Origin of the sequence: Pseudomonas sp. UYEF17 (genome assembly GCF_040546125.1) — a bacterium.
Taxonomy (GTDB): Bacteria; Pseudomonadota; Gammaproteobacteria; order Pseudomonadales; family Pseudomonadaceae; genus Aquipseudomonas; species Aquipseudomonas putida_Z.
The window spans coordinates 135,126-154,804 of the sequence record NZ_JBEPNE010000002.1; the positions used below are offsets into that span (position 1 = coordinate 135,126).

General features: G+C 63.5%; 19 protein-coding genes and 1 tRNA gene. 7 read left to right on the forward strand and 13 right to left on the reverse strand.

Annotated features, from left to right (window positions below):
• Window positions 1-47: 47 nt before the first annotated feature.
• The 9 genes from ABIB24_RS03445 to ABIB24_RS03485 all read right to left on the reverse strand — a co-directional run bounded on the left by ABIB24_RS03445 (window position 48) and on the right by ABIB24_RS03485 (window position 8,839).
• Complete coding sequence (locus ABIB24_RS03445) at window positions 48-1,760, reverse strand: SulP family inorganic anion transporter (RefSeq protein WP_354316132.1); 1,713 nt, start codon at window positions 1,758-1,760, stop codon at window positions 48-50.
• 283 nt (window positions 1,761-2,043) lie between these two features.
• Window positions 2,044-3,144, reverse strand: a complete 1,101-nt coding sequence (gene ychF / locus ABIB24_RS03450; RefSeq protein ID WP_013970895.1) for a redox-regulated ATPase YchF — start codon at window positions 3,142-3,144, stop codon at window positions 2,044-2,046.
• Between the two features lie 24 nt (window positions 3,145-3,168).
• The gene (pth, locus tag ABIB24_RS03455) at window positions 3,169-3,753 is read right to left on the reverse strand and encodes an aminoacyl-tRNA hydrolase (RefSeq protein ID WP_008099045.1); all 585 of its coding nucleotides are present in this window, start codon (window positions 3,751-3,753) and stop codon (window positions 3,169-3,171) included.
• 79 nt (window positions 3,754-3,832) lie between these two features.
• Window positions 3,833-4,426: a 50S ribosomal protein L25/general stress protein Ctc gene (locus ABIB24_RS03460; protein ID WP_013970896.1), complete on the reverse strand. Its 594-nt coding sequence runs from the start codon at window positions 4,424-4,426 to the stop codon at window positions 3,833-3,835.
• Window positions 4,427-4,547: 121 nt separating this feature from the next.
• Window positions 4,548-5,489: a ribose-phosphate pyrophosphokinase gene (locus tag ABIB24_RS03465; protein WP_003247410.1), complete on the reverse strand. Its 942-nt coding sequence runs from the start codon at window positions 5,487-5,489 to the stop codon at window positions 4,548-4,550.
• A 47-nt stretch (window positions 5,490-5,536) separates the two neighbouring features.
• Window positions 5,537-5,611, reverse strand: a tRNA-Gln gene (locus ABIB24_RS03470).
• Between the two features lie 20 nt (window positions 5,612-5,631).
• Window positions 5,632-6,492, reverse strand: a complete 861-nt coding sequence (gene ispE, locus ABIB24_RS03475) for a 4-(cytidine 5'-diphospho)-2-C-methyl-D-erythritol kinase (RefSeq protein ID WP_061551990.1) — start codon at window positions 6,490-6,492, stop codon at window positions 5,632-5,634.
• Between the two features lie 3 nt (window positions 6,493-6,495).
• Entirely contained in the window at window positions 6,496-7,113 is a 618-nt protein-coding gene (gene lolB / locus ABIB24_RS03480) for a lipoprotein insertase outer membrane protein LolB (RefSeq protein WP_013970898.1), read from the reverse strand.
• A gap of 4 nt (window positions 7,114-7,117) precedes the next feature.
• Window positions 7,118-8,839 (reverse strand): tetratricopeptide repeat protein, encoded by a 1,722-nt coding sequence (locus ABIB24_RS03485; protein WP_085617357.1) that lies wholly within the window; start codon window positions 8,837-8,839, stop codon window positions 7,118-7,120.
• Window positions 8,840-9,343: 504 nt separating this feature from the next.
• On the opposite strand from ABIB24_RS03485, the gene ABIB24_RS03490 reads away from it, so the two are divergent.
• The 7 genes from ABIB24_RS03490 (at window position 9,344) to ABIB24_RS03520 (ending at window position 15,302) form a co-directional block, all read left to right on the forward strand.
• Window positions 9,344-9,733 carry a hypothetical protein gene (locus ABIB24_RS03490; protein ID WP_354316133.1) on the forward strand — a complete coding sequence of 130 codons (390 nt, stop codon included), beginning with the start codon at window positions 9,344-9,346 and terminating at the stop codon, window positions 9,731-9,733.
• Window positions 9,734-9,956: 223 nt separating this feature from the next.
• Window positions 9,957-11,234, forward strand: coding sequence for a glutamyl-tRNA reductase (hemA, locus tag ABIB24_RS03495; protein WP_085587332.1), 1,278 nt, complete (start codon window positions 9,957-9,959; stop codon window positions 11,232-11,234).
• On the forward strand, window positions 11,231-12,313 hold the full coding sequence (prfA, locus tag ABIB24_RS03500; protein WP_013970909.1) for a peptide chain release factor 1: 1,083 nt from the start codon (window positions 11,231-11,233) through the stop codon (window positions 12,311-12,313). Before hemA ends, prfA begins: the two co-directional genes overlap by 4 nt.
• Entirely contained in the window at window positions 12,313-13,143 is an 831-nt protein-coding gene (prmC, locus tag ABIB24_RS03505; RefSeq protein WP_137162982.1) for a peptide chain release factor N(5)-glutamine methyltransferase, read from the forward strand. The genes prfA and prmC overlap by 1 nt, the downstream gene beginning before the upstream one ends.
• A complete protein-coding gene (locus tag ABIB24_RS03510) occupies window positions 13,137-13,892 on the forward strand; it encodes a molybdopterin-synthase adenylyltransferase MoeB (protein ID WP_025337684.1) in 756 nt (251 codons plus the stop codon). The genes prmC and ABIB24_RS03510 overlap by 7 nt, the downstream gene beginning before the upstream one ends.
• Window positions 13,885-14,682, forward strand: coding sequence for a glutamate racemase (gene murI, locus ABIB24_RS03515; RefSeq protein ID WP_354316134.1), 798 nt, complete (start codon window positions 13,885-13,887; stop codon window positions 14,680-14,682). The genes ABIB24_RS03510 and murI overlap by 8 nt, the downstream gene beginning before the upstream one ends.
• A gap of 101 nt (window positions 14,683-14,783) precedes the next feature.
• Entirely contained in the window at window positions 14,784-15,302 is a 519-nt protein-coding gene (locus tag ABIB24_RS03520) for an acyloxyacyl hydrolase (protein WP_286918842.1), read from the forward strand.
• Window positions 15,303-15,604: 302 nt separating this feature from the next.
• Here ABIB24_RS03520 and ABIB24_RS03525 read toward each other — a convergent pair whose 3' ends face one another.
• From ABIB24_RS03525 to ABIB24_RS03540, 4 genes are read right to left on the reverse strand one after another with little or no spacing between them, the layout of a single operon-like run.
• Window positions 15,605-16,306 (reverse strand): SDR family oxidoreductase, encoded by a 702-nt coding sequence (locus ABIB24_RS03525; RefSeq protein ID WP_137162984.1) that lies wholly within the window; start codon window positions 16,304-16,306, stop codon window positions 15,605-15,607.
• A complete protein-coding gene (gene phrB / locus ABIB24_RS03530; RefSeq protein WP_354316135.1) occupies window positions 16,303-17,745 on the reverse strand; it encodes a deoxyribodipyrimidine photo-lyase in 1,443 nt (480 codons plus the stop codon). Before phrB ends, ABIB24_RS03525 begins: the two co-directional genes overlap by 4 nt.
• Window positions 17,736-18,635 carry a MerR family transcriptional regulator gene (locus tag ABIB24_RS03535; protein ID WP_354316136.1) on the reverse strand — a complete coding sequence of 300 codons (900 nt, stop codon included), beginning with the start codon at window positions 18,633-18,635 and terminating at the stop codon, window positions 17,736-17,738. Before ABIB24_RS03535 ends, phrB begins: the two co-directional genes overlap by 10 nt.
• Window positions 18,625-19,593, reverse strand: a complete 969-nt coding sequence (locus ABIB24_RS03540) for a YbgA family protein (RefSeq protein WP_354316137.1) — start codon at window positions 19,591-19,593, stop codon at window positions 18,625-18,627. Before ABIB24_RS03540 ends, ABIB24_RS03535 begins: the two co-directional genes overlap by 11 nt.
• Window positions 19,594-19,679: the final 86 nt, after the last annotated feature.

A 19,679-nucleotide genomic window follows, 5' to 3' on the forward strand; every position in this document is an offset into this window, starting at 1 on the left:
TTCTTGTGGGAGCGGGTTTACCCGCGAAGAGGCCAGCCCAGGAAAACCTAGGGCTTCCAGTCAACCCCACTCTCTTCCAGGTAGGCATCCACCGCTGCCCCAACAGTGGGATGAAACGCCGACTCCCCCATATGCTCGAACAACTCGAACTGCCGCATCTTGTCCTTTACCGGATCTTTCATCTCGGCAAACTGCAACTCCACCCCCCGCGCCTCCAGCGCCCGGTCCAACTCGGCCAGCATGTCCGCCGAGGTGATATCGATGCTGGTCACCGGCTCTGCCGCAATCACCAGCCGTTGAACCGGGGTAGGCGATGCATCCACCGCCGCCATCACCGTGCTCTGGAACTGCTCGGCATTGGCAAAGAACAGCGGCGCATCCCAACGCAGCAGCACCAGCCCCGGAATGCGTCGGGCCTGTGGATAACGCTGCACATCATGGTAACCGCGGGTGCCATCCACCCGTCCCAGCACCGCATGATGCGGCCGCCAGCCGTCCCACAGGAACTCGATCACCGATATCGCCACGGCAATGCAGATGCCAGGAATGGCCCCGAATACCGCTACGCCGACGAAGCAGGTGAACGACAGCCAGAACTCCCATTGCTGCATGCGGAAGATGCGCTTGAGGTCGGCAAACTCGAACAGGCCTAACGCTGCGGCAATCACCACCGCCGCCAGGGCGCTGTTGGGCAGGTGTTGCATCAGGTTGGGCGCCACCAGCAGCAACAGCGTCACCGCCAGCGCGCCGATGATGCCGGTGAGCTGGGTCTGCGAGCCGGCCGCTTCGGCCACGGGGGTGCGTGACGAACTGCTGCTGATAGGGATGCCCTGGAACAGCCCCGAGGCCAGGTTGGCCACGCCCAGGCCGAACATTTCCTGGTTGGGGTTGACCGGGGTCTTCATGCGCGCGGCGTAGGAACGTGACAGCACGCTGGTATCGGCGAACGACACCAGTGCCACCGCGATGCCGCCGAGCAGCACCTCCACCAGGTCAATATCGCTGACCCAGGGGAACACGAAACTGGGCAGCCCCTGCGGCAGTTCGCCGAGTACTTTCACGCCTTGCTGGTCGAGCCCCAGCAGGCTTACCGCCAGCGTGGCCAGTACCACAGCAATGAGAATGCCCGGCAAGCGCTTGAACGGCTTGAGCAGCAGGATCAGCGCCAGGCTACCGCCACCGACCACGAAACTTGGCCAATGGCCCTGGCCGGCGAGCAAGGCCTGGATCAGGTTCCAGGTATCCCGCAGCGGGCCCTGGCTGTCGACCGACAGGCCGAACAGTTTGGGCAACTGGCTGATCAGCACCGTGAGGGCGATGCCGTTCATGTAGCCATAGCGGATCGGCTTGGACAGCAACTCTGTGATGAAGCCCAGGCGCAGCAGACCGGCGATCACGCAGAACGCCCCGGCCACCAGGGCCATCATGCTGGCGATGGCGATTGCCCGTTGCGGGTCGCTGGCGGCGTACTGCACCACCACCGCCAGAATCGGCGCGGCCAGTGCCGAGTCCGGGCCCAGCACCAGGATGCGGCTGGGGCCGAACAGGGCATAGGCCAGCAGCGGGATGATGGTGGCGTACAGCCCGTAGATGCCGGGTACGCCAGACGCTTCGGCATAGGCGATGCCCACCGGCACCAGCATGGTGGTGAGCACCAGGCCGGCGGCGATGTCTTTGGGCAGCCAGGCGGGTTGGTAGTGGAGCAGGGTGACCAGGCCGGGTAACCAGCGTTGCCAGTCGAGGCGGGGTTTTTCAGGCATGGGGCGTGCGTCCGGGGGAGGGTGCTGAATCACAGCTTAGATGCTGAATTCCGGGGCCGCTCTGCGGCCCTTTCGCTTTGATGCGAGGTCCGGAAAATGCGCGGTACCTGTGGGAGCGGGCATGCCCGCGAACACCGGCGCAGCCGGTGCCATGCACCGCGTTGGATTCTTCGCGGCTAAAGCCGCTCCCACAGTGGGCGCGTGCTGCTTGCCAGATGCCAGAAAAAACAAAACCCCTTGAGGCGTTGGCCTCAAGGGGTTCGTGGGTACTGCAGTCTGGCGCTTAGACGTTGAAGCGGAAGTGCATCACGTCACCGTCCTTGACGATGTAGTCCTTGCCTTCCAAACGCCATTTACCGGCTTCCTTGGCACCGCTCTCACCCTTGAACTGGATGAAGTCGTCATAGGCCACCACTTCAGCGCGGATGAAGCCTTTTTCGAAGTCGGTGTGGATCACGCCAGCGGCTTGTGGTGCAGTGGCACCGACGCGCACGGTCCAGGCACGTACTTCCTGCACGCCGGCAGTGAAGTAGGTCTGCAGGTTCAGCAGCTCGTAACCGGCGCGGATAACGCGGTTCAGGCCAGGCTCTTCCAGGCCCAGGGCCTCGAGGAACATGTCCTTCTCTTCACCGTCTTCCAGTTCGGCGATTTCCGCTTCGATCTTGTTGCACACCGGCACCACTACCGCGCCTTCTTCCTCGGCGATGGCCTTGACCACGTCCAGGTGCGGGTTGTTGTCGAAGCCGTCTTCGGCCACGTTGGCGATGTACATGACCGGCTTGCTGGTCAGCAGGTGGAAGCCGCGGATGACCGCCTTGTCTTCGGCGCTCATGTTCTTCATCAGGCTGCGCGCAGGCTTGCCTTCGGTGAAGTGCGGGATCAGCTGTTCGAGGATGGCCTTCTGCGCCAGGGCTTCCTTGTCGCCGCCCTTGGCGTTGCGGGCAACCTTCTGCAGTTGCTTCTCGCAGCTGTCGAGGTCGGCGAAGATCAGCTCGAGGTCGATGATCTCGATGTCACGCTTGGGGTCGACGCTGTTGGAAACGTGGATCACGTTCTCGTCTTCGAAGCAGCGCACCACGTGGGCAATGGCGTCGGTCTCGCGGATGTTGGCGAGGAACTTGTTGCCCAGGCCTTCGCCCTTCGAGGCACCAGCCACCAGGCCGGCGATGTCGACGAACTCCATGGTGGTCGGCAGGATGCGGTTTGGCTTGACGATCTCAGCCAAGGCATTCAAGCGCGCATCGGGCATCGGCACGATGCCGCTGTTAGGCTCGATGGTGCAGAAGGGGAAGTTCTCCGCCGCGATGCCAGACTTGGTCAGGGCGTTGAACAGGGTGGACTTGCCGACGTTGGGCAGGCCGACGATGCCGCAATTGAAACCCATGGGTATTCCCCTCTCTAAAGGAAATCAGGCCTTCTGGCTGTGCAGCTCGCGCATCGCCTTGGCGAAGTCGCCGGCAAGCACGTCCGGCAGCACGCCGAGGGCAAAATCGATGCTGGCGTCGAGCTTCTCCTGCTCGGCGCGCGGCGCGCGGCCCAGGACGAAGTTGGAGACCAGTTTGGCGTCGCCCGGGTGGCCGATGCCAAGCCGCAGGCGGTGGAAGTCGTTCTGGTTGCCGAGCTGCGCGATGATGTCGCGCAGGCCGTTGTGCCCACCATGGCCACCGCCGCGCTTGAGCTTGGCGACGCCCGGGGGCAGGTCGAGTTCGTCATGCGCCACCAGGATCGCTTCCGGCTTGATGCGGAAGAAATTGGCCAAGGCCGCCACGGACTGGCCGCTACGGTTCATGTAGGTGGTGGGGATGAGCAGACGAACGTCGTTGCCCTGATGGCTGAACTTAGCCGTCAGGCCGAAATATTTGCGGTCAGCGGTCAACGAGACGCGCTGGGCGCTGGCAATGCGTTCAACGAAAAGAGCCCCTGCGTTATGCCGGGTCTGTTCGTATTCGGGGCCGGGGTTACCCAGGCCGACGATCAACTGGATGGCGGTCACGTCAGGGGCTCTTCCTTGGAGTTGGTGGGTTACAGGGCGCGCGGCACTGTAACCCGATCAACGCCGGCGTGCGAGTGGATTACTCGGCAGCGCCTTCTGCTTCTGGAGCAACGCGTGGAGCGTGAACGTTGGCAACAGCTTTGTCATCACCGTGGGCCAGAGCTACGAACTCTACGCCTTTCGGAGCTTTCAGGTCCGACAGGTGGATGATGGTGCCGATTTCAGCGTTGGCCAGGTCGACTTCGATGAACTCAGGCAGGTCTTTGGCTTCGCAGGAAACTTCGATCTCGGCTTCTACGTGGGAGATCTCGCCGCCTTTCTTGACCGGGGCTTCTTCGTTGATGAAGTGAACCGGTACCTTGGCGGTCAGTTTCTGGCCAGCAACGACGCGAACGAAGTCGGCGTGCATGATGAAACCTTTGGCCGGGTGGCGCTGCAGAGCCTTGACCACGACGTTTTGCTTGGCGCCGTCGACGTTCAGTTCCAGAACGTGGCTGAAGGCAGCCTCGTTTTCGAACAGCTTGGTGATTTCCTTGGCCAGGATGGTCAGGGACTGGGCGTCCTGGTTACCACCGTAGACAACGGCTGGGATGTTGGCGGAGTGACGCAGGCGGCGGCTCGCACCTTTCCCCAGGTCAGTACGCGCTTGGGCGTTCAGAGTGAATTCGGTCATTTTGTTTCTCCAAAATAGCCCCCCGAGGGCGTTTGCGACCAGCGCCAACGGGGATGGCAAAAAAGCCCCGCCCCAACAACCAGTGTTGGGGCGGGGCGCTTTTCGTCAGCGTGTGTTCCGCTTAGCGGAACATCGCGCTGATCGATTCTTCGTTGCTGATGCGGCGGACCGCTTCAGCGACAACCGGTGCGATATCCAGTTGGCGGATACGGTCACAGGCTTGAGCAGCGGCGGACAGCGGAACGGTGTTGGTCACCACCAGCTCGTCCAGTACCGACTTCTCGATGTTCTCGATCGCGCGGCCCGACAGGACAGGGTGCGTGCAGTAGGCGTAAACCTTGGCAGCGCCGTGTTCTTTCAGGGCTTTGGCCGCGTGGCACAGGGTGCCGGCGGTGTCGACCATGTCGTCTACCAGGATGCAGGTGCGCCCTTCGACGTCGCCGATGATGTGCATCACCTCGGAGTGGTTAGCCTTCTCGCGGCGCTTGTCGATGATACCCAGGTCGACGCCCAGGGACTTGGCGACGGCACGTGCGCGCACGACACCACCGATGTCCGGGGAGACGATCATCAGGTTCTCGAAACGCTGGTCCTCGATATCGTCGACCAGTACGGGCGAGCCGTAGATGTTGTCGACCGGGATATCGAAGAAACCCTGGATCTGGTCAGCGTGCAGGTCGACGGTGAGTACACGGTCGATACCTACGACAGTGAGCATGTCAGCGACGACTTTGGCGCTGATGGCTACACGTGCCGAACGCGGACGGCGGTCCTGGCGGGCGTATCCGAAGTAAGGAATCACGGCGGTGATTCGGGATGCTGAGGAGCGGCGGAAGGCGTCGGCCATCACTACCAGTTCCATCAGGTTATCGTTGGTCGGGGCACAGGTCGGCTGAATAATGAAGACGTCTTTACCGCGGACATTCTCATTGATCTCAGTGCTGATCTCGCCGTCGGAGAACTTACCGACAGAGACGTCACCGAGAGGGATATGCAGCTGACGTACGACACGCCGAGCCAGATCGGGGTTGGCATTCCCCGTAAAGACCATCATCTTGGACACGCGCAGTACCTGAAGGCTGAGGGTAACCTGGATGAGTATAAGGAAAATGGCAGGGGCGGCTGGATTCGAACCAACGCATGGCAGGATCAAAACCTGCTGCCTTACCGCTTGGCGACGCCCCTGTATCTGTTGCTGCGAACGCTTATGCGCTCGACTTCTTGACCAGACTTTGCAGCTTGCGATGCAACATCGAAACGTTGCTTCCTTTCGCCACAAACCCTGTTTGGGTCGCTGAAAGAAGGGCCAGAACTTTATCAGCTTCGGCTTTGCTTGGGAAGGCCCCAAACACACAACTTCCAGTACCGGTCAGTCGAGCCTCAGTGAATTTACCCAGTGAATTCAACGCATTGCGAACTTCCGGGTAACTCTGCTCTACCACCGGTTGGCAGTCATTTCGACTGTTTCCCTCGGGAACGGGGCGCATCTTAAGGGGGAGCGAATCACGTGTCAACTGTGGATGTGAAAAAATTTCTACTGTGCTGACAGACACTTGCGGCACAAGCACGACATACCACGGCTCTTCCGGGTCAACCGGGGTCAATTGTTCACCCACGCCCTGGGCGAATGCCGCGTGGCCGCGCACGAATACTGGTACGTCGGCGCCCAGGCTCAGGCCTAGTGCGGCCAGGCGGTCTTCGTCCCAGTCCAGTTGCCACAGGTGGGCGAGGGCCAACAGGGTAGTGGCGGCATCCGAGCTGCCACCGCCGATGCCGCCGCCCATGGGCAGCACCTTGGTCAGCCAGATGTCGGCGCCCATCGTCGTGCCGGATTGTTCCTGCAGCTTGCGCGCGGCACGCACGATCAGGTTGCTGTCGTGCGGCACCGCCTCGATCTCGGTATGCAGGCGGATCACGCCGTCGTCACGCACGGCAAAGCTCAGTTCGTCGCCGTGATCGAGAAACTGGAACACGGTTTCCAGCTCGTGATAGCCGTCCGCACGGCGGCCGATGATGTGCAGCCACAGGTTGAGCTTGGCCGGAGCGGGCAGGGTGAGGGTCTGCATGTATCAGTGCCCCAGCTGGCGGGGTTGCCAGTCCTTGACCACCAGTGTCACGTCGAGGTCCTTGCCGTGCAGCTTCATACGCTCGGGCAGCCAGTAGCCGTTCTGTTCCGTGTAGCTCAGGTATTGCACCTGCCAGCCGTCCTGGTCGAGGCTGGCCAGGCGGCTGTCGCCGTCCAGAGTCAGCTTGCTCTTGCTGTCGGGGGCCGGCAGGCCGCGGACCCACCAGACCAGGTGTGAGACCGGCAACTGCCAGCCCAGTTGTTCTTCCAGCAGGGCTTCGGGGCTGAGGGCCTCGTAGCGGCCCTGGTTGGCCACTTCCAGTACCACGCCGCCGGGGCGGCCGGTCAGGCGAGCGGCGCCACGGCCCAGCGGGCCGGCCAGGCGAATGTCGTAGTAGTCCTGGCGTTGCAGCCAGAACAACGTGCCGCTGCCGGAGTCGCGCGGGGCACGGATGCCGACCTTGCCGTTGATCTGCCAGCCATCGAGGCTGCTCAGTTGCTCTTTATGGGCGCGCCACTGTTGCGGGTCGCCGTGGCCCTGCAGGGCCTCGCGGCTACCGAAGCCGGCACAGCCGGCCAGCAGGGCGATAAGGGTGAAGGTAATGCAATGGCGCAGGAACATGGCGTTAGAGAGTCTCGGATCCGGTCAGGCGCAGGATTGTCTTGCGCAGGATGGGGCTGTCGGCCTGGGCTTCGAAGCCCTTGGCCCAGACCTGGCGGGCTTCGCGGCGCTTGCCGTTGGCCCATAGCACTTCGCCCAGGTGGGCGGCCACTTCGTGGTCGGGGAAGCTGGCAAAGGCCTTGCGCAGATAGGTTTCAGCCTCGTCGAGGTTGCCCAGGCGGTAATTGACCCAGCCCAGGCTGTCGAGCACCGCCGGGTCGTCCGGGGTCAGCTGATGAGCCTTGTCGATCAGCGCCTTGGCTTCGCTGTAGCGGGTGGTGCGGTCGGCCAGGGTGTAGCCGAGGGCGTTCAGGGCCATGGCGTTTTCCGGTTCGCGGGCGATGATGGCGCGCAGGTCTTTTTCCATCTGCGGCAGGTCGTCACGCTTTTCGGCCAGCATGGCGCGGGTGTACAGCAGGTTGAGGTCGTCCGGGTAGCGCTGGATGGCTTGCTGCAGCACCTGGCTGGCCTGGGCGTCCTTGTTGTTGTTGCTGTAGCTTTCCGATTCGATCAGGAACAGCTGGATGGCGTAGTCCGGTTGGGCTTCACGGGCATCGGCGAGCAGGCGTGAGGCTTCGGTACCACGGCCGTTGGCGATCAGGATGTCAGCCTGGCGCAGTTGCGCCGGCAGGTAGTCGGGGCCCGGGCCGACCAGGGCGTATTCACGCAGGGCGCCTGCAGGGTCGTGGCGCTCCTCGCGGATGCGGCCCAGGTTCAGGTGCGCGGCGTCGACGTTGCTGTCGCGCTCGATCAGCTCCTGCAGGTAGCCTTCGGCTTCATCCCAGTCCTTGTTCTCCAGGCACACCAGGGCCAGCGAATAGCGCAGCTCGTCGTCCTCGGGGTATTGCTGGACCAGGCTGAGGAACTCGCCCTTGGCATCGGCGATGCGGTCCTGTTCGACCAGGGTGCGGGCGTAGGTCAGGCGCAGGCGCTTGTCGTCCGGGTTGTCGCGAATCGCCCCGCGCAGCAGTGGCAGGGCCTCCGGGCCGCGATCCAGGGCTTGCAGCAGGCGCGCGCGCAGCAGGATCGGGGCGATTTCGCCGTTTTGCGGCGGGTGCGACTCGAGCAGTTCCAAGGCTTCTTCGGCCTTGCCGTCCTGGTTCAGCAACAGGGCCTTGCCGAACACCAGTTGACCGTTGTCCGGGTACTTCACCAGCAGGCGTTCGAAGCTTTGCAGCAGGCCGTCGCGGGTGCTCTGGTCGGTTTCGGCGGCGGACAGGGCGAGGAAATCGAAATGGGTGTCGCCCTGGCCCTGCAGGACCTTTTCCATGTACGTCATGGAGTCGTCATATCGGCCGGCGCGGGCAAGCTGGATGGCGGCGGCGCGCTGGGCATCGAGGTTCTGCGGGTCGTTGCGGGCCCAGACCAGGGCGTTGTCCAGTGCCGGTTCGTCGGCGCCGAGGTATTCGGCAATGCGGTAGGCGCGCTCGGAAACCCCGGGGTCCTGGGTTTTCGCGGCCTGGTCGGTGTAGTTGGCCAGGGCGATGTCGAAGCGGTTGCGCTGGCCGGCCAGCTCCGCCACCAGCAGGCTATAGAGCGTGTCCTGCTTGAACGAGCCATACACCACGGGCTTTTCCGCCTCGCTCTTGCCGGCCTCGGCGACGGGGGGCTCGGCCTTTTGCGGGGCCAGGCTCTGGCAGCCCTGGAGCAGGGCGAAGGCAAGCAGCAATGCGTATGGTTTGTTCATAGAAGGCTTTAAGAGGACTCACCGGCGGTCGGAGCATGATGACACAAGCGCGGGGGCAAACCCACCTGCGAAGGTATGAAGCCGCGCTTCGCTTATGCAGACCGCGCTGTGCCCGCGCGGTTCGCCGCAGAGCCTGCCACGGCGCCCAGAACACAGAATTATTGCTCTTGCTCTTGCTCTTGTTCTTGCTCTTGCTCTTGCTCTTGCTTCTAAGCGCGCGATAGTTCAGGCGCCGCCGATTGCGACTTCAGGAGGCCGAGCGAAGGGACTGCGGAGGGAGGTGACGGGCATGGATGCCCGTCAAGCGCTGAGGCCCCAGGGATGGGGCCTGCAGCGCGTACTCCCGGGAGCAGGCCCGTAGCGAGGGGACCCCGGAGCGAAGCGTAGGGGCCGGATGATGGGAGCCGACGGTTTTTGGTTCCTTTTTGCCACGACAAAAAGGGACCCGCCGTAAGGGCGGAAAGGTGACTTTGCGCCACCATCGCGAATGAATGCCTGCTCGATGTGAATGCCCACATCCAAAAAGCCAAAAAGCCAAAAAGCCAAAAAGCCAAAAAGCCAAAAAGCCAAAAAGCCAAAAAGCCAAAAAGCCAAAAAGCCAAAAAGCCAAAAAGCTTAAGCGACGGTTTTGATATGGCGAACAGTCCGTTTGCGATGGCGACGCTGACTCACCTTTTCGCCCTTACGGCGAGTCACTTTTTGCCAAACGCGGCAAAAAGTAACCAAAAAACGCTGCGCTCCCATCATCCGGCCCCTACGCTGCGCTCCGGGGTTCCCTCACTCCGGCCTTGCTCCCGGGAGTACGCGCTGCAGGCCCCATCCATGGGGCCTCAGCGCTTGACGGGCATCCATGCCCGTCACCTCCCTCCGCAAGGCCTGCGTTCGGCCTCCTGAAGTCGCGAAGATCAAGATCAAGATCAAGATCAAGATCAAAAGCCAGATCAAAAGCCAGATCAAAAGCCAGATCAAAAGCGGGGGTGTGAGCTGAAGTTGCCGCTGATGCTGGCCTGAAGCCGGCGATAGCCGCAGCGCTATCAGCGCAATAGCGAACGGTGGTTGTCCAAAAACCTGCGAAAGAGGACAATTATCGGCTTCCCGTCACAACCAGCGACCTTGCATGGCCTTTCTTGCACTTGGTATCAACCATAAGACTGCCTCGGTAGACGTACGCGAGCGCGTGGCGTTTACCCCAGAGCAGCTGGTAGACGCCCTGCAGCAGCTCTGCCGGCTGACATCCAGCCGCGAAGCGGCGATTCTGTCGACCTGCAACCGTAGCGAGCTCTATATCGAGCAGGACCACCTGTCCGCCGATGTGGTGCTGCAATGGCTCGCCGACTACCACCGCCTCAGCCTGGACGAGTTGCGCGCCAGCGCCTACGTGCACGAAGAGCACGAGGCGGTGAAGCACATGATGCGGGTGGCCTCCGGCCTGGACTCGTTGGTGCTCGGCGAGCCGCAGATCCTCGGCCAGATGAAGTCCGCCTACGCCGTGGCGCGTGAGGCTGGCACCGTCGGCCCATTGCTCGGGCGCCTGTTCCAGGCCACTTTCAGTGCCGCCAAGCAGGTGCGCACCGACACCGCCATCGGCGAAAACCCGGTGTCGGTGGCGTTTGCCGCGGTCAGCCTGGCCAAGCAGATCTTCAGCGACCTGGGCCGCAGCCAGGCCCTGCTGATCGGCGCCGGCGAAACCATCACCCTGGTCGCCCGCCACCTGCATGAGCAGGGCGTGCGCCGCATCGTCGTGGCCAACCGTACCCTTGAGCGGGCCAGCATCCTGGCCGAGCAGTTCGGTGCGCACGCCGTTCTGCTGGCCGACATCCCCCAGGAACTGGCCAACAGCGACATCGTCATCAGCTCCACCGCCAGCCAGTTGCCGATCCTCGGCAAGGGCGCGGTCGAGAGCGCGCTGAAACAGCGCCGGCACAAGCCGATTTTCATGGTCGACATTGCTGTACCGCGCGATATCGAAACCGAAGTCGGCGAACTCGACGACGTCTACCTGTACACTGTCGATGACCTGCACGACGTAGTGGCGGAAAACCTCAAGAGTCGCCAGGGCGCGGCCCAGGCCGCCGAAGAGCTGGTGTCGGTGGGGGCCGAAGACTTCATGCTGCGCCTGCGCGAGCTGGCCGCGGTGGATGTGCTCAAGGCCTATCGCCAGCAAAGCGAGCGCCTGCGCGACGAAGAACTGCAAAAGGCCCAGCGACTGCTGGCCAATGGCGGCAACCCCGAAGAGGTACTGGCCCAACTGGCCCGGGGGCTGACCAACAAACTCCTACATGCACCCAGCGTGCAATTGAAAAGGCTCTCGGCCGAGGGCCGCCTCGATGCGCTGGCCATGGCCCAGGAACTCTTTGCCCTCAACGAGGGCTCGACGGACAAATCCCCGCAATGAAAGCGTCGCTGCTGAACAAACTGGAAATCCTCCAGGACCGCTTCGAAGAACTCACCGCACTGCTCGGTGATGCCGAGGTCATTTCCGACCAGACGCGCTTTCGCGCCTATTCCCGTGAATACGCCGAAGTCGAGCCGGTCTACGCTGCTTATAAAGAGTGGCGCAAAGTCCAGGACGACCTCGAAGGTGCCCAGGCGCTGCTCAAGGACAGTGACCCGGACCTGCGCGAAATGGCCGTGGAAGAAGTGCGTGAAGCCAAGGAACAACTGCTGACGCTGGAGTCGCAGCTGCAACGCATGCTGTTGCCCAAGGACCCCAACGACGGCCGCAACGTGTTCCTCGAAATTCGTGCCGGCACCGGTGGCGACGAGGCGGCGATCTTCTCCGGCGACCTGTTCCGCATGTATTCGCGCTACGCCGAAAAGCGTGGCTGGCGCCTGGAAATCCTCTCCGAGAACGAAGGCGAGCACGGCGGCTACAAGGAAATCATCGCCCGCGTCGAAGGTGAGAGCGTGTACGGCAAGCTCAAGTTCGAGTCCGGCGCGCACCGCGTGCAGCGCGTGCCCGAAACCGAATCCCAGGGCCGTATCCACACCTCCGCGTGCACCGTGGCGGTACTGCCCGAGCCGGACGAACAGGCGGCCATCGAGATCAACCCGGCCGACCTGCGCGTGGACACCTACCGCGCATCCGGTGCCGGCGGCCAGCACGTCAACAAGACCGACTCGGCGATCCGTATCACCCACTTGCCCACCGGTATCGTGGTCGAGTGCCAGGAAGAGCGCTCGCAGCACAAGAACCGTGCTCGCGCCATGTCCTGGCTGTCGGCCAAGCTCAACGACATGCAGACCAGCGCCGCGCAGAACGCCATCGCCACCGAGCGCAAGCTGCTGGTTGGCTCGGGTGACCGTTCCGAGCGCATCCGTACGTACAATTATCCACAGGGCCGGGTGACCGACCACCGCATCAACCTGACCCTGTACTCGCTGGACGACATCCTCGCCGGCGGCGTGGAGGCGGTGATCGAACCGCTGCTGGCCGAATACCAGGCCGATCAACTGGCCGCCCTGGGGGACTGATGACCATCATCGCCAGCCTGCTGCGCAACGCGCAGTTGCCAGAATCGCCCACCGAGCGGCTGGATGCCGAGCTGCTGTTGGCTGCGGCCATCGGCAAGTCGCGCAGCTACCTGCACACCTGGCCCGAGCGAATCGTCAGCAGCGAAGATGCCGAGACCTATGCCGCTTACCTGCAGCGCCGCCGTGGCGGCGAGCCGGTCGCCTACATTCTCGGGCTGCAGGGCTTCTGGAAGATCGACCTGGAGGTGGCGCCGCATACCCTGATCCCGCGGCCGGATACCGAGCTGCTGGTCGAAGCCGCGCTTGAACTGCAACCCGCCACGCCGGCCAAGGTCCTTGACCTGGGCACCGGCACCGGCGCGATTGCCCTGGCCCTGGCCAGCGATCGCCCGGCCTGGCAGGTAACTGCAGTGGACCGGGTGGAGGAGGCCGCCGCCCTGGCCGAGCGCAACCGCCAGCGCCTGGGCCTGGCGAACGCCCAGGTACGGCTCAGCCACTGGTTCGACAGCCTGGCCGGCGAGCGTTTCGACCTGATTGTCAGCAACCCGCCCTACATCGCCGCCGCAGACCCGCACCTGGTCGCCGGTGATGTACGCTTCGAACCCAGCAGCGCGCTGGTGGCCGGCGCCGATGGCCTGGACGACTTGCGCGTGATCGCTGCCCAGGCGCCCGCGCACCTGGTACCGGGTGGCTGGTTGCTGCTGGAACACGGCTACGATCAGGCAGCGGCGGTGCGCGCCTTGCTGGCTGAACAAGGCTTCATCGAGGTCGCCAGCCGCACGGACCTGGGCGGCCATGAACGCATTACCCTGGGGCGCCTGCCATGCTGAGTGATCAGGAACTGCTGCGTTACAGCCGGCAGGTATTGCTGGCCCAGATCGACATCGACGGCCAGTTGCGGCTCAAGCAGAGCAAGGCGCTGATCGTCGGGCTCGGTGGCCTTGGCTCGCCAGTCGCCTTGTACCTGGCCGCTGCCGGGGTGGGTGAGCTGCACCTGGCCGACTTCGACACCGTCGACCTGACCAACCTGCAACGCCAGGTGATCCACGACAGTGCCAGCGTCGGCATGAGCAAGGTCGATTCGGCCTTGCAGCGCTTGCAGGCGATCAACCCGGAAATCAGCCTGGTTGCCCATCGCCAGGCTCTGGACGAGGACTCGCTGGCGGCAGCGGTGGCCGCGGTGGACCTGGTGCTGGACTGCTCTGACAATTTCGGTACCCGCGAGGCGGTCAACGTCGCCTGTGTCGCGGCTGGCAAGCCGCTGGTCAGCGGTGCGGCGATCCGCCTGGAAGGGCAGTTGTCGGTATTCGATCCACGGCGTGACTACAGCCCTTGCTACCACTGCCTGTACGGCCATGGCAGCGAAGCCGAGCTGACCTGCAGCGAAGCCGGTGTGATCGGCCCGCTGGTGGGCCTGGTGGGCAGCCTGCAGGCGCTGGAGGCGATGAAACTGCTGGCCGGGTTCGGCGAGCCGCTGGTCGGCCGCCTGCTGCTGATCGATGCTCTCGGCACTCGTATCCGCGAACTGCGGGTCAAGCGCGACCCGGCCTGTGCGGTCTGCGGCAAGCGCGATGGCTGAGCGCTCGGCGCCTATCGGCGTGATGGATTCCGGAGTCGGCGGCTTGTCGGTGCTCGCCGAGATCCAGCGCCTGCTGCCCAACGAGACGCTGCTGTACGTGGCCGATTGCGGGCACATACCCTACGGCGAGAAGTCGTCGGACTATATCCGTGAGCGTCTCCGACGCATTGCTGCGTTCTTCCATGAACAGGGCGCCAAGGCCATGGTACTGGCCTGCAATACCGCCACGGTGGCGGCGGTGGCCGACCTGCGCGAGTTGTACCCGACCTGGCCGCTGGTGGGCATGGAGCCGGCGGTAAAGCCCGCTGCCGCCGCCACGCGCTCGGGCGTGGTCGGTGTGCTGGCCACCACCGGTACCTTGCAGAGCGCCAAGTTCGCCGCCTTGCTCGACCGCTTTGCCAATGACGTGCAGGTCATCACCCAACCTTGCCCGGGGCTGGTCGAGCTGATCGAGACCGGCGACCTGGCCAGCCCGGCGCTGCGCCAGCTGCTGCAAGGTTATGTGCAGCCGTTGCTGGCCGCTGGCTGCGACACGTTGATCCTCGGCTGCACCCATTACCCCTTCCTGCGCCCGTTGCTGGCCGGCATGGTGCCAGCCGACGTGGCCATCATCGACACCGGTGCCGCAGTGGCGCGCCAACTGCAGCGGCTGCTGGGCGCGGATGACCTGCTGGCCGATGGGCCAGCCCGGGATACCCGCTTCTGGACCAGTGCCGATCCGCAATCACTCAGACAAATCCTACCCTTGCTGTGGCATAAGTCCGACAGTGTGCAAAGCTTTTCATTGTGAAAAAAATGTGAAAAGAAGCTGAACTATCGTACCACTGCCGTTTTCTATCGCTTTGCCTGACATGAGGCGGATACCAATAACAGCAAAGAAGGATGTTGCTCATGAAGAAGCTGCTCGGCTTGGCGGCGGTTGCCGCCTTCACCCTGGGGCACTCACTGGCGGCGCAGGCTGCCGACGTTTCGTTTTCGGTGGGGCAGACCGGTGACTCGACCATGGTCTACCGGTTGGGGCTGCAATCGAATTGGGACGCGAGCTGGTGGCAGACCAGCGTCGGGCGCCTGACGGGGTACTGGGATGGGGCCTACACCTATTGGGATGGTGACGAGACCGCGAGCAACCATAGCCTGTCGTTCGCGCCGGTGTTCGTCTACGAGTTTGCCGGGGAGTCGGTGAAGCCTTATATAGAGGCGGGGATTGGCGTGGCGGCATTCTCCAGCACCGAGCTGGAAGACAACGAGCTGGGCTCGGCATTCCAGTTCGAGGACCGTATCGGCTTTGGATTGCGCTTTGCCGGTGGGCATGAGATTGGCGTACGGGCGATTCACTATTCCAACGCAGGCATCAAGCAGCCCAACGATGGGGTGGAGAGCTATAGCCTGCATTACCGCATGGCGCTCTGAGCTCTCCTGTGCCGGCCTCTTCGCCGGTGAACCCGCTCCCACAGGGGGGGCTTACATAGCTTGAGATCTATGAGGTACCTGGGGGAGCAACTGTCTTGCTCCATTACTCAGGCTACCTCATCACCTTGTAGGAGCAGCCTTGTGCTGCGAAGAAGCCATTGCTGCAGAAGAACATCTGCTGCCCTACTGCCCTCTTCGCAGCACAAGGCTGCTCCTACAGGTTATGCGCATGACTTCAAGCCGATGCGGTCGAGGTGGGAGCCGGCTTGCCGGCGATAGGGCCGGTACGGTCACCACATCAATTACTTGTGTGACAAAGGCCACAGGCCATTGAGATCCAAAACCTCCAGCACAAGCTCGGGCTCCCTCTGCGGCCACCGCCGCAGCAGCTCTTCTGCCGCATTCTGCGGCGTCCACGCCTCCGGTATCGCCTGCGCCGGTGTCACAGGTGTCTTCAACGACTGCGGCCCCACCACGGTCAGCTCAACCCCCTGCGCCTTCAACGCCTGACGCTGCTCGCGCATCCACTGCGGCATGTTGTTCCAGCCCGCAGGCGCCTGCGTCGGTGCATGCAGCTGCAGCGCCGAATAACGGTTGAACACCGCCATCACCTGCGGTGAGTCACCCTTCGCCAGCAAAGGCAGCGCTTTGGCCAGGCAATGCTCGCCGGCCAACTGGTTGTCAGTGACGATCGCCTCGAACAACTCGCTGTCCGCCACATCGTCCGCCAGGTAATCACTGGTACCGGCATTGATGATCAAACCGTCCAGCGCGCACCAGGCATGGCATATCTGCTGGCTGGCCTGGGCCGCCTGGTGTTCTTCGTGCAACTGCCACGGCAAGCGCAACAGCTGGCTGCCATAGCGTGCAGCCAAGGCATCCAGTGCCTCGCCATGCCTGCCGCTTGCAGCTACCCGGTGTCCTTGCTCGAGTAACCCCTCCACTAACGCCAGGCCTAGTCCATTGCCTGCTCCCGTCACCCAGATACTGCGTGCGTTGTTCAAGATGCTGCCCTCTGATCCTGCCGGCGCGGGAGGTTCTTGAATGCCTCCAGTGCGCGCTGACGACTGCTGTCGAGATCGACAATTGGACTGTGATAGGAATATCTAGCAAAAAGATCGGCCGACTTCACAGGGAAATGAATGGCTTTTTCATCCAGCCCCTGCAATTCCGGCAGCCAGTGCCGAATGAAACGCCCCTGCGGGTCGAAACGCTGCGACTGTGAAACCGGGTTGAAGATGCGGAAATAGGGCACTGCGTCGGTGCCAGTGGACGCGCTCCACTGCCAGCCACCGTTGTTGGCGGCCAGGTCGCCGTCTATCAGGTGGCGCATGAAATGCCGCTCGCCCTTGCGCCAGTCGATCAGCAGGTTCTTGCTGAGGAACATGGCCACGATCATGCGCAGGCGGTTGTGCATCCACCCGGTATCCAGCAGTTGGCGCATGGCGGCGTCGATGATCGGGAAGCCGGTCCGGCCCTGTTCCCAGGCTTCGAGGTCGGCCGGTGCATCGCGCCAGGGCAGGGCTTCGGTCTGGGCGCGGAAGGCGCGGTGACGCGAGACCTGTGGATAACCGGTCAGGATGTGTTTGTAGAATTCGCGCCAGAGCAGCTCGTTGACCCAGGTTTGCACGCCGCTGCTGCCGCTGTCGAACTCGCCGCGGTTGCTGGCCAGGGCGCCGTGCAGGCACTGGCGCGGTGAAATCACGCCTGCGGCCAGGTAGGCCGAGAGCTGGCTGGTGCCGGGCTTGGCAGGCAAGTCGCGCAGCTGTTGGTAGTCGTCGATGGTTTCGTCGAGAAAACGGGTCAGCCGCGCCTGCGCTTCGGCTTCGCCGGCCGGCCAGTGGTCGCGCAGTGTTTGCGCGGGTTTTTCGAAGCCGTCCACGTGCTGGGGGATCGGGTCGCTGCTGACCTGCAGCGGTGCCTGGCGTTTCACCCGCTGGGCCAAGGCGGGAAGGCCGCGGTGCAGGTGCTCCAGGCAGTTCTTCTTGAACTGGCTGAACACCTGGAAGTAGTCGCCGCTGCGGGTAAGGATGGTGCCTGGGCGGAACAACAGCTGGTCGAGGTGGCTGTGGGCCTGGATGGACGACTTTTCCAGCAGCGCGCGGGTGGCGTCGTCGCGACGTTGCTCGTTGATGCCGTACTCCTCGTTCCAGTGCACGCTTTGCACCTGATGTTGGCGGCAGACATCGAGTACGGCCTGTGGCGCCTGGTCCCAGGTGTCGATCCTGCGGATCAGCAGGGGGATGTTCAGGCGCTCCAGCGCCTGGCGCAGGTCGCGCAGGTTGCGCAGCCAGAAGTCGACTTTGCAGGCGGCGTCGTCGTGGGCCAGCCATTGCCCGGGGCTGACCAGCCACAGGGCGAGGGTCGGGCCGCGTTCGCAGGCGGCGCTGAGCGCGGTGTTGTCATCGATGCGCAGGTCGCTGCGCAGCCAGGTCAGGTGCATGGTGCGGTCATCTCTCCAGGCTGGCGGTCATGGGCTTGCAGCAAACGCAATGCCGCCTGAGGGGTATCGAACAGGGCAAGGTTGGGCAGCCTGAGGGCACGCAGCCGGGCTTCGTGCAGCGCCAGCATCGGCCCGCCGGCCAGGGTCGGCACGGGCAGGTTGGACAGGGTGCGTTGCAGCGCCTTGTCATCGATGCGTGGCCCCAGGTGCAGCAGCACGGCGCGCGGCTTGAGCATGGTGACGGCACGTTGCAGGTGCGCGCCGGCAAGGGTGTGCTCCAGCACTTCGACTGGCAGGCCGTTGCTGGTGAACAGCCAGGCGCACAACCACAAACCGGGGCTGAAGGTGTGTTCGCTGTCTTCGGTCAGCAAGATGGCAGGGCCTTGCAGCAACTGGTTGTCGTGGTAGACCCGGGCGCCCAGCTTGCTGCGCAACCAGCTGTGGAAAAACACCTGCTCCAGCCGTGCATTGAAATAGTTGCGCCAGCGCAGGTCGAGGAGGTCGAGCAGCGGCAACAGCAATTGCTCGCACAGGGTGACAGCCGGGTACAGGGCCATCGCCTGGTTGAGCTGATGGTCAAGGGCGCGCTGCGACAGCGTGGCGATGGCCTCGATCAGTTGGAACTGCCGGGCTTGCCAGTCGCCTTTCGGTGGCGTGCTGGCCGGTTTGTCGAGCAGCTCGCGTACCTGGCCGACGGAGGCGCCGCGTTGCAGCCAGGCGAGGATCGCCTCGACGCGTTCGACCTGCTCCAGCGGATACAGGCGATGGCCCTTGGCGGTACGCTGGGGCTTGAGCAGGCCGTAGCGGCGCTCCCAGGCGCGCAGGGTGACGGGATTGACGCCCGTGCGGCGAGCCAGTTCGCCGATGGGCAACAGGATTTCAGACGGCATTGCGCAGGCCCAGGCGCTCGGGGTGCGGCTGCAGGTAGGCCTGCTGCTGCAGATACGGGTCGGGGTGCTTGCGCAAATGGTGCTTGAGCAGGGTCAGCGGCACTACCAGGGGCACCACGCCTTGCTGGTATTGGCCGATGATGGCTTGCAGCTCGGCTTTGTCCTGCTGTGTGAGGGTGTCCTTGAAGTAGCCGCTCAGATGCTGCAGCACGTTGCAATGAGTGCCACGGCTGGCACAGCGACGCAGGGCCTGCATCAGCTGGCTGAAATAGCGCGGGCCGATGCTTTGCGGGTCATCATCCTTGCTCATGCTGCCGAGCAGGCGCCCAAGGCTGCGGTAGGCCTGCGGGTTGTTGGCCATCAGCAGGTACTTGTAGCGCGAGTGGAACCGCACCAGGGCGCCACGGCTCAGGCCTTCGGCCAGCAGGCGCTGCCAGTCGGCATAGGCGTACACACGGCTGATGAAGTTCTCGCGCAGCACAGGGTCGTGCAGGCGGCCTTCTTCTTCCACCGGCAGGTCCGGGCGCCGTGCGCAGAACGCCTGGGCATACACGCCCCGCCCACCGTGAAAGGCTGGGTGGCCATTGTCCTGGTACACCTTGACCCGCTCCAGGCCACAGGAAGGCGATTTCTGCATGAAGATGTAGCCGCAGATATCGTCGAGTTCGGCTGCCATTTGCTCGCCGTAGCTGCGCAGCGGGCCGGTCAGGTCCATGCCGGGGTTGCGGGTGCCTACCACTTCCGGCTGCTCGGGGTTGCCGACCAGTCGGATCGGGTCGCGCGGCACGCCCAGACCGATGGCCACCTCCGGGCACACCGGCAACCAGTCGAAATGTTCCTCGAGTTGCATACGGCACAGGTCGGAGGCCTTGTGGCCACCGTTATAGCGCACGCTGTGCCCGGTCAGGCAGGCGCTGATGGCGATACGCGGCTTGCTGTGGGCAAATGAGTCGTGCATGGGCTGCCTCCAAAAACCTGTACGAGACTAAAAAATTGTACAGGTTCATTCCAGCACAGCCCGGAAGTTATGCAAACCAGTTTTTT

What these genes read in the sequence shown, in the direction of transcription:
- ABIB24_RS03445 (WP_354316132.1), bottom strand. Translation starts at nt 1,760, where the DNA reads ATGCCTGAAAAACCCCGCCTCGACTGGCAACGCTGGTTACCCGGCCTG.
- ychF (WP_013970895.1), bottom strand. Translation starts at nt 3,144, where the DNA reads ATGGGTTTCAATTGCGGCATCGTCGGCCTGCCCAACGTCGGCAAGTCC.
- ABIB24_RS03460 (WP_013970896.1), bottom strand. Translation starts at nt 4,426, where the DNA reads ATGACCGAATTCACTCTGAACGCCCAAGCGCGTACTGACCTGGGGAAA.
- ispE (WP_061551990.1), bottom strand. Translation starts at nt 6,492, where the DNA reads ATGCAGACCCTCACCCTGCCCGCTCCGGCCAAGCTCAACCTGTGGCTG.
- lolB (WP_013970898.1), bottom strand. Translation starts at nt 7,113, where the DNA reads ATGTTCCTGCGCCATTGCATTACCTTCACCCTTATCGCCCTGCTGGCC.
- ABIB24_RS03485 (WP_085617357.1), bottom strand. Translation starts at nt 8,839, where the DNA reads ATGAACAAACCATACGCATTGCTGCTTGCCTTCGCCCTGCTCCAGGGC.
- hemA (WP_085587332.1), top strand. Translation starts at nt 9,957, where the DNA reads ATGGCCTTTCTTGCACTTGGTATCAACCATAAGACTGCCTCGGTAGAC.
- prfA (WP_013970909.1), top strand. Translation starts at nt 11,231, where the DNA reads ATGAAAGCGTCGCTGCTGAACAAACTGGAAATCCTCCAGGACCGCTTC.
- prmC (WP_137162982.1), top strand. Translation starts at nt 12,313, where the DNA reads ATGACCATCATCGCCAGCCTGCTGCGCAACGCGCAGTTGCCAGAATCG.
- ABIB24_RS03510 (WP_025337684.1), top strand. Translation starts at nt 13,137, where the DNA reads ATGCTGAGTGATCAGGAACTGCTGCGTTACAGCCGGCAGGTATTGCTG.
- murI (WP_354316134.1), top strand. Translation starts at nt 13,885, where the DNA reads ATGGCTGAGCGCTCGGCGCCTATCGGCGTGATGGATTCCGGAGTCGGC.
- ABIB24_RS03520 (WP_286918842.1), top strand. Translation starts at nt 14,784, where the DNA reads ATGAAGAAGCTGCTCGGCTTGGCGGCGGTTGCCGCCTTCACCCTGGGG.
- phrB (WP_354316135.1), bottom strand. Translation starts at nt 17,745, where the DNA reads ATGCACCTGACCTGGCTGCGCAGCGACCTGCGCATCGATGACAACACC.
- ABIB24_RS03535 (WP_354316136.1), bottom strand. Translation starts at nt 18,635, where the DNA reads ATGCCGTCTGAAATCCTGTTGCCCATCGGCGAACTGGCTCGCCGCACG.
- ABIB24_RS03540 (WP_354316137.1), bottom strand. Translation starts at nt 19,593, where the DNA reads ATGCACGACTCATTTGCCCACAGCAAGCCGCGTATCGCCATCAGCGCC.